The following is a 12,105-nucleotide window of genomic DNA, read 5'->3' as shown; positions in this document are numbered from 1 at the left end:
TCGGCGGAAACGCCCCATGGCCGATGCAGCCGGTTTTCAGCCGGATCCGCACACGTGGGGCAGCACCGCTCGAGACCCGATCGCGAAACCCCTATTTTTTTCGCTTGTATGGCCCAGGGCTCCTTGATAGTCGTCATGCCGCCTCACGGATTCAGCAGCAAAACCGCTGTGAACCCGTTTGGGCCAACCGCCGAGGTTGTCGGACTACTTCCACTTTCGTGGAGTGGAAAGCCATCGAAGGCGTTAGGACGGGGTCGCTTAGGTCACGTGCCCGGGGGGCACGAACCAACAGCAAAGCACTAGTTCGTAAGGGTTTCACTAGGAGGAAGCGCAATGGCTGGTAAGAGGCTGACGAAGGCGCAGGTGGTCGCGGAGCTCGCAACGGCAACGGACCTCGACAAGAAGAGCATCAACAAGGTTTTCGAGGCGCTCACGGATCTGATCCGTAAGCAGCTCACGGGTCGTGGACCGGGCGAGTTCGTCGTTCCCGGTTTGGTGAAGCTTCGCGTGGTCAAGAAGCCGGCCACCAAGGAGCGTCAGGGCATCAACCCCTTCACCAAGGAGCCCATGACGATCGAGGCCAAGCCGGCGAGCAAGAAGGTGCGCGCAACCGCACTCAAGGCTCTCAAGGACCTGGTTCAGTGATTGTTAGAGTCCGCGCCTAAACCGCGCCGGACTCACGCAACAGGCCCATGGCATTCGCCATGGGCTTTTTGCTTTTTGTGCTCAGCTCTGCGGAGCATCAGCTTGTGCGCGTCGCTCTCTTGCCACACGGAAACCACGTAGAGAGATGAGCAAGGCGAGCAGGGTGAGCAACGGGTAGTCGCCGAACCTCACGTAGAACGTCGGCGACGAGTTGGTCATGCCAGGCGTGACCAGGGTGTAGCCCGCCGGCCTGGGCGACCCAAGCTCTCGCACTCGGCCGCTGCGATCGATCCAGGCGGGCAACCCGAGGTTCACAGCGCGCACGAGATCACGCCGTGTCTCCACTGCCCGCAGCACACTCAGCCGCAAGTGCAGCGCGGACTCGATGCTGCCCTCGAACCACGCGTCGTTGGTCACGTTGACCAGCAGGTTCGGCCCTTCAGCGGCCATCCGGCGTCCAACTGCAGGCAGGATGTCCTCGTAGCAGTTCAACACCGCCATGCGCAGCTCGCCGTGCTGGGTGGGATGGGTGAGCAGCACTACCTCGTCACCGGGGACCAAACCGCCGGCGCGGAAGAACACCTTACGTAGCCAAGGGATCGACTGGGCCCCAAACGGCAGGCTCTCGCCGAACCAAAGCAACTGGAGCTTGGCTTGAACGCGTTGCTGGTGGCCTTGGGCGTCAATCAGCGTCGCCGCGTTGTATTGCCCTTCAGGTCGCTCGCCCGCAGGCGCCCGCGCAGGCGTGAGGGTGCCCAGCAACACTGGGCCCTTCACGCCGTTGATGTGAATCGCACGTCCGCCTCGTGGCTCGTGTCCCGCCACGGGGCTCAAGAGGAATGGGTACGCTGCCTCTGGCCAGATGCTGAGCTCCGCACCTGCCGCCTCGGCCTCAACCGTTACGCGACGTAGTCGGCTGAGGATCTCCATGCGCTGGCTTGGCTCCCAGCGCAGCCGCGCGTCAGTCGCGGGTTGGATGAGCGCCACCTTCACGCGAGCCTCGGGCGCCGCCAGCGCGTTGAGGCGCAGCAAACCATAGCCAAACAGCGCAGCCCAAACACCTACTCCCAAGGCAACGCTGACCACAGGGTGGTGGAAGCGAGACCCAGGAGGAACCGGCGTCGCCTCGCGGAAACGATCGCGCAGAGGCCAAGCGATGCAGGCGACACCGAGCGCCATCAGGAAGCTCAGTCCGCGCTCGCCGACGACCTCGGCGAGTTGGATCACCGGCACCCACTCGGAGAGCAGGGCGCCCGGAGTCCAAGCGAATACACCTGGCCACATGCACGCAAACAGCACACCGCAAGGAAACGCGAGGCGCCGGTCTACCCTCAGGCGCGCCTCGAGCAACCACGCGAGCAACGTCCCGAGGCCCCAGCCCAACGCCTGAAAGGCAGCCAGCAACAGCAGCGCCAGGAGTCCACCTGCCACTCCGAGGGGCGTGAAGCGGTCGACCACCGCTGGTACGAAGCGCAGCCCCAGGAGCCCCGCCGAGGTCGCCCACAGCCAGCCACGGAAGAAAGCCCGTCGCTTGCCCTTGGGCGTCCCAGCGGGCAGCTCAGACGCAAGAAACAGCGCAGCCAACCCGAGCGGCACCCCCACGTGAAAGTTGATGGGAGGCGCCGTCAGCGCAAAGCACAGCCCGCCGAGCACGGCTGCAGTCGTCGGTCGGTGACGTAGCTCGATGCGGGCAGGCTTAGGGCCTACGAACGGGGAATTCAATCGCCTTCCCCATTGCAGGCCCTTACTCAGTCATGGCTCAGGTCACCAGTAGAAGGTGAGACCCAAGCGCGCCAAGCCACCACCCGAAGAGTTGGTTTGGCGTCCCGTCTCCGGATCCGTGTACTCGTACTCGTACTGAGCTGCGTCGTCGGTGCGTCCGCGCACGAAGCCGATGATGTCGAAGTTCAGCGCGGTCTTGCGAGCCAAGCGCCACTCGAGGCCAAGGCCAGCTTGGAGCCCGAAGTAGCTGTAGTCTCGCTCCTCAGCGCTTCCGTTGACCAGCGCTTGACTGCGGTCGAGCTTCACGTGAGCGCCGGTGAACCCGAAGCCACCCAGGGCGTAGAGCTGGAACTTGTCTTTCGGGTTGAAGAAGACCAACCCGTTGAAGGTGAGCGCTGTCTCTTCGCGCTCGTCAGCCTGGTAGTCGCGGCCACCGAAGAAGTCCAAGCCGACCTCGAACGCGAAGTGAGGCTTTGGTCGGTAGCGCAGGCCGACACCAAGACCACCCATGCCACGGTCATCGACACCGTCGCCGTTGGTGTAGTTGTCGTCCTTCTTGCTCATCATCACGCCCTGCAGGCGCAAGTTCAGGCCCCACTCGCGCTTCCAGCGCGGCTTCTTCGGCTGGGGCGGTGGCTCGGGAGCCTGACGCTCCTTGACCACGACCACGGTGGGCGGTGGCTCACCTTCGGGTTGGTAGACCACGATGGGCGGGGGACGCTTGGTGCGCCGCTTCGGCACGTCGACGCGCTCCGGAGGCGGCGGCTCGTCCGCGGGGTCCGCTTCGTCATCGACGTCGACGTCACCACCTGCGTCCTCGCAGAACCAGGATCCGGGAGGACATTCCTCTTGGGCATAGGCAGTGCTGCTGACCAATACCGGAACAGCACAAGTGGCAAAGACAACGCTGAGTGCGGTGAGCCGCGTCTTCATGGAAGGCTCCTTTCGGATTCTGGGGTCGCACCCCCAAGCGCCGCGAGAGCCCCGCGGCACTCACAGAGGTTAGCAATCCGAGTGCCAGGCGCTAGGTCGGCCGGTTTCGCGTTCGATCCGCGAGAAAACTGGGTGGTTTGCCGATCTGGCCAATCACGCCAGCGTGGAGAGCCGTTTACACCAGAGTGAACTGCCGGTAGGGAGCGGCGTGGTTGCACAGCTGCGCCTCAAGCCTGGTCACGTTCAGCCCGTCTGGGCCGGACACCCCTGGATCTACGCCCAAGCGGTCGATCGCATCGAGGGCGCGCCCGCCGCTGGCGACGAAGTCGACGTGTTCGACCCCCGCGGACAACACCTCGGCCGCGGCCTGTACTCACCGGGTTCAGCCATCGCGGTCCGCTTGTTCACGCGTCAGCAGGAGTCCCTAAACGCGAGCTTGCTGACCAAGCGGGTCTCGGCGGCGGCGCAACTCCGGCGCCAGCTCGGCTTCCCCAACGCCGACACGACCGCCTTTCGCCTGATCCATGCCGAGGGCGACCAGCTTCCGGGGCTGATCGTCGACCGCTTTGGAGACGCGCTGGTCGTGCAGTTTGGCACCCGGGGCATGCAGCGATTGCGGGACAGCATCAGCGCCTCACTGCAGGAAGTGACCGGCTGCTCGGTGATCATCGACCGCACCAGCGTGCGCACCGCCAAAGCCGAAGGCTTCGAGGTGGGGCCGGCATTCATCGCAGGGCAGACGGACAGCCTGCGCTTTCGCGAGCGCGGCCTGGACTTCGAACTGCCCACGGAGCTGACGCAGAAGACGGGCTACTACCTGGATCAGCGCCCGCTGCGGGACGTGATCGAGCGACTCGCGGCGAGCAACGTCCAGTCCGGTGGCGGCGGCCGGGTCCTTGACGGCTACTGCTTCGTTGGCAGTGCCGCGCTGGCGGCAACGCGCGGCGGAGCAAAGCAAGTCCACGCCGTCGACTCGAGCGCCCCCGCGCTCGAAGTCGGTGAGCGCCTGGCGGAGCAGAATGGCCTCTCGGGGATCCGCTTCCAGAAGGAGGACATGCGGCGCTACCTCGAGCAGGCGGAGCCCGAGAGCTTCGACCTCGTGATCTGCGACCCACCCAAGCTGGCCCCGAACCGCAGCGCGAAGAACAAAGCGTTAGATGCCATGCGGAAATTAGCTCAAGGCGCTACGCGAGCGTGCACCGAAGGCGGCATCGTCATCCTCTGCTCTTGCTCGGCGGCCATCGGTCTCTTCGAGCTGCGGCGCGCAATGGCGCTCGGCGCGCGTGACGCGGGTCGCCGTGCGGTGGTCCTCGAGCGCGTATTCCAAGGCGGCGATCACCCGGTGCCAGCCGCCTTCCCCGAGGGCCAGTACCTCACGAACCTCGTGGTTCAGGTGAGTGGCTACTGATGCGGCCTCTGACCGAGCTGTCCAAAGCAGAGGCCCGCGGCCTCCAGGGCCTGCTCTTCGACCTCGATGACACGCTGCTCGACCACGGACAGCTGACCCTCGACGCCTATCAAGCGCTCTGCAACCTCGCGGAAACGGATCTCTGGCTGGTCGCCGTCACGGGTCGCCCAGCGAGCTGGGGCGAGCTGGTCGCTGGAATGTGGCCTATCCGTGCTGCGCTGAGTGAAAACGGTCATCTGGCGCACGCTCGTTTGGGGGGGAGGGTGCAGCGTCTAGACGCCATCCCGAGCGCCACACGCACGGAGCGCCGCGAGCGACTCCTCGAGCTGACCGAGCAACTGATGGCGGAGTTCTCGGACTTAGTCCCTGCCGACGACGTCCACGGCCGCGTCAGCGACTTCACCTTCGACATCGGTGAGTTCCGAAAGGTCGACCCTGACGTAGTTGCCGCTGCGCGGCGCTCCGCAGAGGCACGCGGCGCCAGCACGACGGTGTCCAGTGTGCACTTTCACATCACCTTCGATACCCACGACAAGGCGAGCGGCAGCGTCGCGTTCTTGTCACAACACGGCGGCATCGACACCACGCGCGCGCTCGAACGCTTTGCCTACGTCGGTGACAGCGAGAACGACGCCGCCTGCTTCGCGGCTTTCCGCACGACAATAGGCGTGGCAAACCTGAGCGGAGCGCCAACGGTGACGCCCCGCTATCGCTGTGGCGCGACGCGCGGCGCGGGCTTCGCCGAGCTGGCAGCGCACTTGCTCCGCCTGCGTTCGTAACCCACCCAGGCGTGTGATAGGGTCTGCGCTCGAAACGGGCGCGCCGCTCGCGCGCGCCGGGAGGTATCGGCAGACGGCGTCCGCAGGGGCGGGCGAACGCACGGCGATTTGCGAACCAGAAAGGAGCTCCGAGTGAGCGAACTCAGAGTCAACTTCCCGCGTCTGCAGGAAGACATCGAGAGCCTCGCGCGCATTGGGCGCGCCCCAGACTTCGGCATCCACCGCATGGCGTTTAGCGACGCAGACATGCAGGCGCGAGCGTGGCTCAAGCAGCGCATCGAAGACGCCGGCTTGGAGTTCTTCAGTGACGGCGCCGCCAACCTGCATGGGCGCCTGGGCTGGGATGGCCAGCGCCCTAGCGTGATCACCGGCTCCCACATCGACTCGGTACCCGGAGCAGGACATCTCGATGGCGCACTGGGTGTGCTGGCAGGCCTGGAGGCGCTGCGGCGGCTCAAGGAGTCCGGAGCCAAGCTCGGGCGGCCTCTGGAGGTGATCAGCTTCACCGACGAAGAAGGTCGCTTCGGTGGCATGCCGGGGTCCATGGCGCTGGCCGGAAAGCTGACCCCGGATAGTATCCGCACGGCAAAAGACTTACAGGGGCTCCGCCTGATCGATGCGATGGAGCGCCACGGTCTCGACGCGAGTCACCTCTTGCGTGCCCAGCGTAGCCCCGAGTCGATCCACGCCTACGTGGAGCTTCATGTGGAGCAAGGGCCGGTGCTCGACCGGCGCGGCCTGAAGGTGGGCGTCGTGGAGGGCATCGTGGGGCTGTTCAAGTGGAACGTGAAGTTCCTGGGGACGCCGAATCATGCTGGAACGACTCCCATGGACATGCGCCAGGACGCATTCCAGGGCGTCGCGGAGCTGTCGATGGCCATTCCGCGCATCCTCGAGGAAAACGGCGGAGGACGTAGCGTCGCGACGATCGGGCGCATCCAGCTGCAACCCGGCGCGCCCAATGTGGTCCCCGGTGTCGCTGAGTTCAGTCTCGAGGTACGAGACATCGACTCCAGCGTGCTCGAAGAGCTGGCCGACGCGTTTCGTCGCGCAATGAGCGCGATCGCGCGGCGCCGCGGCCTGATGTTCGAGTTCGAGGTCTTGAGTGAGCTCTCGCCGGTGAAGTGCGACACCAGCGTGATGGACGCGATCGCGAGCAGCGCAGAAGCGCTTGATGAAGAGACGCTGCGTCTGCCGAGCGGTGCGGCGCACGACGCGCAGCAGTTGGCGAACGTCACCCGGGTCGGTATGATCTTCGTGCCGAGCAAGGATGGCCGCAGTCATTCCCCCGCGGAATGGACCTCCTGGGAGGCAATCGAGGCCGGCGCGAATGTGCTCCTTGGCACCTTGCAACGCCTCGCCAGCTGACCCCTCCCCCCCAAAAAAGACACGAACAGAGACACTGATGGACATCGAAGTGAGCTTGAGTGGAGCTAGCAACCTCGACCCGCTAAAAGACGTTTATCGCGAGGCGGTAAGCGAAGCGCCCGAGGCCCAGGAGGCAATTGCACATCGCAACGTCGCGCTCTTGGTGATCGACGTGCAGTACCTGGACGCGGCGCGGGGCCACGGCGTGTTCGCCGACGCCGAGAAGTCGGGTGTCCCGGCAGACGCGCAGGAGTACTACTTCAACCGCTTGGAGAACCTCGCGCTGCCAAACATTCGGCGCTTGCAGGACGCATTTCGCGGGCACCGACTCGAGGTCATCCACACGCGCATCATGTCGCTCACACAAAACGGTCGCGATCGTAGCCCAGGACACAAGCGTCTCGGGCTGCATGCTGCTCCAGGCTCCAAGGACGCGGAGTTCATCGAGCAAGTCGCGCCTCAAGGCGATGAGATCGTCTTCAGCAAGACCGCGAGTGGAGTCTTCGTCTCGACCAACCTCGAGTTCGTGCTGCGCAATATGGACATCCACGCGCTCTTCATGTGCGGCGTCTACACCAACGAGTGCGTCGAGACGACGGCGCGGGACGCGAGCGACCTCGGCTTCTTTACGAGTGTGATCGAAGACGCCTGCGCGACCGTGACACCTGAGCTCCACAACTCATCGCTCAACACTTTGCGCGATCGCTACGCGAAGATCCTGACGACTGAAGAAGCCATCGCGGAGCTCGAGGCCAACGCAAAGCTGCAAGCCAGCGCAAAACTGCGCCCGCGCTAGGCCACTCAACCCGACTGGCTGTTGCTCCGGAGAACGGCGATGGCAGTGCCGAGCAACGCCAGCACCGGCGTCACCGCCGGGCTCAGCGCGCCCACTGCCATGGTTGCTACGCCAACGACGCCCGGGAGCACCGCGAGCAGCACGCCGAGGCGCGCCTCACGCCGTGCGCGTCCGGCTACCGCAACAGCAAAGGCGGCGTCCCGGATCGCATCGGTCGCTAGCTGCACGTTCCACTCGGCGCTGATCGATCCCGCAGAGGCCAGCGCCACGGACACATCGGCCGCTCCAAGGGCGACGTCATCAGCCGGGCTCCGCCCGAAAACGACCACCTGCGCGCCTGCATCCGCCAGGCGCTTGATCTCCGCGCCGCGATCCGCCGGCAAAATTTCCGGACGGATATGATCGATATCCAGAGAACGACCCAGGGCCTCGCAAGTCTCCCGAGCGTCTCCACTGATCAGCACCGGTTCGATGCTCGCGTCCAGCAGGTACTGGACCGCCGCACGCGCACCGGGGCGCAAACCATCCTGCAGTCCGACCAGCCCAACGAGGCGTTCGCCCACCGCAACCAGCAACGCGGTGCGGCCCATGCCCTCGAGCTCGTTGATGCGCGCCTCCGCACTGGCAACGCCGATGCGTTCCCGCAACATCAGGGCGCGGCTCCCGACCGCGAGCGCTTCACCACCTGAGGTGACACCCACCACGCCAAGACCGGGCAGCGTCGTCAAGCTGCGAACCCCGTCGGGCCGCACTCCACGATCCCGCGCTGCGCGGGTCACCGCAACCGCAACAGGATGCGTGGACCCCGCCTCAGCCCCCGCGACCCAACCAAGGATGCGCTCCGCAGGATCACTTCCGAACACCTCGATACTCGCCACTTCGGGCTCACCGAGGAGCAACGTACCCCGCGCACAGAACGCGCCAACCGTGGCGTGGCCAGCCTTCTCGAAAGCCGCGGCGCTGCGATACGCGACCCCGCGCCGAAGCGCAGAGAGCACGCCAAGACCCACGTGCAAGCCGCCAATCTGCGCGACCCCCGCCGTGGCGACAGCGGCTTGAGCGGCCACCACATAGGCGAGCACGCCGACCCAAGACGCACCCGCGGCCAGCGCCGCAAGGCCCGCCACCAAAGCGAGCGCGGGACCACCACGCTCCGCGAGCAAACGCCCCGCCCGCGCGCTCGGCGCGATCAATTCCGCGCGGCGACGCGGGTCGTTCGTCAGGCGCACCCACGCGCGGTCGAGGCCGGACCAGGCAACAATGGCGCGTACACGCCCCTGCACGACCTTCGCCCCAGCAACCAAGGATTCACCTTCACCGCGGGCTTCGCGATGACCCGCGCCTAGCCACGGCTCGACCTGCGCCTCCCCGGCGATGATGCTGACGTCCGCGGGCACCGTCTCGCCCGCCTCGATCAGGATTTCTTCGCCGGGATGCAGCTCGTTGGCGGTAGCCGGCGAGAGCTCCTGTCCAACGACGCGCCGAGTAGCCGCGGCGAGGGAGGTCTGGATGTGCTCACGCTCCGCTTCAATCGGGCGCCGCGCGCGCTGCACCAGCCAGATCCCGGCGGCGCTCGCGACGAGGGCTGCGCCAGCGACGTTGACGATCTCATTCGGACCCGAGCTGAGCGACGTGACCAGGGTCACGAGTGCCGCAACAAGTGGCGCGCCCATCAGCGCAACGGGGTGGGGTTCCGTCGCGTCTCGCGCGCCAGCAAAGTAGCGAGCGACCAAGGCGGCGTTGCCAACCACCAGCACGATCGCGCGGATGAAGACCAGGGCGCGAAAGTCGCCCGCGAGTGACAGGAGCAGCGACAGCAGCCCTGCCAGACCTGCCATCAACACCATCAGGGTCGGCAGATCAGTCGGCTCGACGACCTCGACACCGGTTCCTCGAGGATCAGCAACCGGACCGAGATCGTCGGGATCCGATAGACCGCCCTCGAGTCCGGCTTCAACGATCTCGCTGAGCGCCTCGGCGGTCTTTTGGCGCAAGCCGAGATCATCCGGCGTTTGAGCCAGGGTCGCGATCACGTCTTCCTGGCGCAGCGCGCCCATGCGCCGCGGCGCTGGCAGCTCTGCCCCGGCGTTCTCGGGATCGAAGCCTTCGCGACACTCCGCGGAGCAGAAGTAGTGGAAGCGCTCGTGAAAGATCGCGACACGGGGCGCGCGCAACGGATCGACGGGCTTTCCACAGCGATCGCAGGGACGCTCGGTGACCCGCAGGAGCCCAGCAGAGTCCCTTGCGCCCGCTGTCGGCGACGGCGTCAGCTCCGTATCCATATGCGAATTCTCAGCCGCCAAACGCCCAGGCGAAGAGCGCCTTCGACGTGTGCAGCCGCGCCTCTGCCTCGTCCCACACGACGCTGTGCGAGCCTTCGAGCACCGCCTCGGAGATTTCTTCTCCGCGATGGGCCGGCAAGCAGTGGAGCACGATGGACTTGGTTGCAGCCTTTTCCAGGAGCGTCTCGTTCAGCTCGTAGCCGGCAAATGCCTTGAGCCGCGCGGCGCTCTCCGCTTCCTGGCCCATACTGGTGAACACATCCGTGCTCACCACGTCGGCGCCTTCAATCGCCTCTTCAGGGCGGCGCGCGATGCTCAGCTTGGCGCCCCGCTCTTTGGCTTTGCTGACGACTGCAGCATCCGGGTCGTAACCTTCGGGGCACGCCAGCGCGAGCTCCAGCTGCAACAGGCCTGCCGCTTCAATCCAGCTGTTGGCCATGTTGTTGCCGTCGCCGAGCCAGCAGTATTTCAGCCCCGCGAGCTTGCCCAGCTTGCGACGCACTGTCTGCAAATCCGCGAGGATTTGCATGGGGTGACCCGCGTCGGTCAGCGCGTTGAGCACCGGCACACCGGCGAAGTCCACCATCTCCATCAGCTCGCCGTGGCTGAAGGTGCGGAAGGTGATGCCGTGCACCATGCGCCCGAGCACCCGCGCGGTGTCTTTGATCGGCTCGCCGCGCCCCAGCTGGGAGCCACTCGAGGTGAGCACCACGGGGTGACCACCGAGCTCACTGACCGCAACTTCCAGCGAAAGGCGCGTGCGCGTGCTGGCCTTCTGGAACACCAAGCCGATGCTCTTGCCAGTCAGCGGACGCGGATGCTCTGAGGTGCCGCGGGTCTCGAGGAAGTGATCGGCGCTGTCCAGCGCGCGAACGATGCCCCCCTCACCCAAATCCGCGAGTTCGATGAAGTGCCGAGTCACGCCACACCTCCGAGAACCTCGTCGACGATCTTCAGCGCCTCGTCGAGCAGGGGCTGCTCGATGTTGAGGGGCGGCGTGAAGCGCAGCGCGACCCCGCCAGCGACGGTGACCAACACGCCCTTGTCGCGCAGCGCTTCCACCACGCCGCGCGCGTCCACGCCTTCTTTCAGCACCAACGCCTGCAAGAGGCCGCGACCGCGAGCGCCGGCGGCGATCTTCGAGTGCTTTTCCGCGAGGTTTGACAGCTGCTGTCCGAGGTAAGCGCCCAGCTTGGACACGTGGTCCATCAGCTGGGTCTCCGCCATCACGTCGAGCACGGCGTTCGCCGCAGCGGACGCCAGCGGGCTACCACCAAAGGTGCTGCCGTGACTTCCGGGAGGCAACGCATCAATCAAGAACGGCTTGCACGCCATGGCGCCAATCGGCACGCCGCCGCCGAGGCCCTTGGCTAGTGCGATCGCATCAGGCTCCACGCCGAAGCTCTGGAAGCCTAGAAAAGTACCGCAGCGCCCGACGCCGGTCTGCACTTCGTCTCCGAGCAAGAGCACACCAGCGTTCGTGCACAGCTCACGCAGCCCCTGCAAGAAGCCTTCAGGAGCCGGCGTCACGCCGCCTTCACCTTGGACGGCCTCCACGATGATGCCGCACACGTCGTCGCCCATCGCTGCCTTCACGGCGTCAAGATCGCCGTAGTTGACGTGCGTGGTGGGTGAGAGCGGACCGAAGCCTTCCTGGTAGCTCGGCTGACCGGTCGCTGCGAGCGCCCCCAGCGTGCGGCCGTGGAACGCCTTGTTGAACGCAATCACGCGCACGCGGTCTTTCTGGTCGTTCGCCCAGAAGTGACGCCGCGCGAGCTTGAGCATCGCCTCGATGGCCTCCGTGCCCGAGCTACAGAAGAACGCGCGTTCCATGTTGGTCAGGCGACACAGGCGCTCTGCCAAGAGCACGTTCTGCTCGTTGTAGTAGTAGTTCGACAGGTGCAAGAGCTTGCCGGCTTGCTCGCTGATCGCCGCGACGAGCTTCGGATGAGCGTGCCCCAGCGTGCTCACGGCAATGCCGGCGAACAGGTCGATGTAGCGCTTGCCGTCGAGATCGAAGAGCTCGGCTCCACGACCGTGACCAAAGACCAGATCGGGCTGGCGGTAGTTCGGATACAGGCTCGCTTTGGCAACCTGCACTAGCTCGGAAGTGTTGCTCATGGCGGCCGAACGCATACCCCAGCCCGCGGGTGGGGGCCACATGGCGCGCGT

General features: G+C 65.7%; 10 protein-coding genes. 5 read left to right on the top strand and 5 right to left on the bottom strand.

Annotated features, from left to right (window positions below; genetic code table 11):
• Positions 1 to 333: 333 nt before the first annotated feature.
• Positions 334 to 645, top strand: coding sequence for an HU family DNA-binding protein (locus tag H6718_23055; GenBank protein ID MCB9588305.1), 312 nt, complete (start codon positions 334 to 336; stop codon positions 643 to 645).
• An 81-nt stretch (positions 646 to 726) separates the two neighbouring features.
• Here the strand turns inward: H6718_23055 and lnt are convergent, their stop codons facing one another.
• A complete protein-coding gene (gene lnt, locus H6718_23050; GenBank protein ID MCB9588304.1) occupies positions 727 to 2,367 on the bottom strand; it encodes an apolipoprotein N-acyltransferase in 1,641 nt (546 codons plus the stop codon).
• Between the two features lie 42 nt (positions 2,368 to 2,409).
• A complete protein-coding gene (locus tag H6718_23045) occupies positions 2,410 to 3,300 on the bottom strand; it encodes a porin family protein (protein MCB9588303.1) in 891 nt (296 codons plus the stop codon).
• A 220-nt stretch (positions 3,301 to 3,520) separates the two neighbouring features.
• Here H6718_23045 and H6718_23040 point away from each other — a divergent pair, with 220 nt between their 5' ends.
• The 4 genes from H6718_23040 (at position 3,521) to H6718_23025 (ending at position 7,651) form a co-directional block, all read left to right on the top strand.
• Positions 3,521 to 4,708, top strand: coding sequence for a class I SAM-dependent rRNA methyltransferase (locus H6718_23040; GenBank protein ID MCB9588302.1), 1,188 nt, complete (start codon positions 3,521 to 3,523; stop codon positions 4,706 to 4,708).
• Positions 4,708 to 5,487, top strand: a complete 780-nt coding sequence (locus H6718_23035) for an HAD-IIB family hydrolase (GenBank protein MCB9588301.1) — start codon at positions 4,708 to 4,710, stop codon at positions 5,485 to 5,487. The genes H6718_23040 and H6718_23035 overlap by 1 nt, the downstream gene beginning before the upstream one ends.
• Positions 5,488 to 5,619: 132 nt before the next feature.
• Positions 5,620 to 6,855, top strand: coding sequence for a Zn-dependent hydrolase (locus H6718_23030; GenBank protein ID MCB9588300.1), 1,236 nt, complete (start codon positions 5,620 to 5,622; stop codon positions 6,853 to 6,855).
• A 37-nt stretch (positions 6,856 to 6,892) separates the two neighbouring features.
• Positions 6,893 to 7,651: a cysteine hydrolase gene (locus tag H6718_23025; GenBank protein ID MCB9588299.1), complete on the top strand. Its 759-nt coding sequence runs from the start codon at positions 6,893 to 6,895 to the stop codon at positions 7,649 to 7,651.
• A 5-nt stretch (positions 7,652 to 7,656) separates the two neighbouring features.
• Here H6718_23025 and H6718_23020 read toward each other — a convergent pair whose 3' ends face one another.
• From H6718_23020 to H6718_23010, 3 genes are read right to left on the bottom strand one after another with little or no spacing between them, the layout of a single operon-like run.
• The gene (locus H6718_23020; GenBank protein MCB9588298.1) at positions 7,657 to 9,933 is read right to left on the bottom strand and encodes an HAD family hydrolase; all 2,277 of its coding nucleotides are present in this window, start codon (positions 9,931 to 9,933) and stop codon (positions 7,657 to 7,659) included.
• A gap of 10 nt (positions 9,934 to 9,943) precedes the next feature.
• Complete coding sequence (argF, locus tag H6718_23015) at positions 9,944 to 10,855, bottom strand: ornithine carbamoyltransferase (GenBank protein MCB9588297.1); 912 nt, start codon at positions 10,853 to 10,855, stop codon at positions 9,944 to 9,946.
• Positions 10,852 to 12,054 carry an acetylornithine/succinylornithine family transaminase gene (locus tag H6718_23010; GenBank protein MCB9588296.1) on the bottom strand — a complete coding sequence of 401 codons (1,203 nt, stop codon included), beginning with the start codon at positions 12,052 to 12,054 and terminating at the stop codon, positions 10,852 to 10,854. Before H6718_23010 ends, argF begins: the two co-directional genes overlap by 4 nt.
• Positions 12,055 to 12,105: the final 51 nt, after the last annotated feature.

The organism is Polyangiaceae bacterium, assembly GCA_020633205.1.
Classification (GTDB): domain Bacteria; phylum Myxococcota_A; class Polyangia; order Polyangiales; family Polyangiaceae; genus JAHBVY01.
The sequence above is the reverse complement of the archived record's forward strand: the minus strand, read 5'-3'. Positions and strand labels throughout refer to the sequence as shown.

Bases quoted from the DNA above. Each gene is read 5' to 3' on its own strand.
- H6718_23020 (MCB9588298.1), bottom strand. From the start codon at position 9,933: ATGGATACGGAGCTGACGCCGTCGCCGACAGCGGGCGCAAGGGACTCT.
- H6718_23035 (MCB9588301.1), top strand. From the start codon at position 4,708: ATGCGGCCTCTGACCGAGCTGTCCAAAGCAGAGGCCCGCGGCCTCCAG.
- H6718_23055 (MCB9588305.1), top strand. From the start codon at position 334: ATGGCTGGTAAGAGGCTGACGAAGGCGCAGGTGGTCGCGGAGCTCGCA.
- H6718_23045 (MCB9588303.1), bottom strand. From the start codon at position 3,300: ATGAAGACGCGGCTCACCGCACTCAGCGTTGTCTTTGCCACTTGTGCT.
- H6718_23025 (MCB9588299.1), top strand. From the start codon at position 6,893: ATGGACATCGAAGTGAGCTTGAGTGGAGCTAGCAACCTCGACCCGCTA.
- H6718_23010 (MCB9588296.1), bottom strand. From the start codon at position 12,054: ATGAGCAACACTTCCGAGCTAGTGCAGGTTGCCAAAGCGAGCCTGTAT.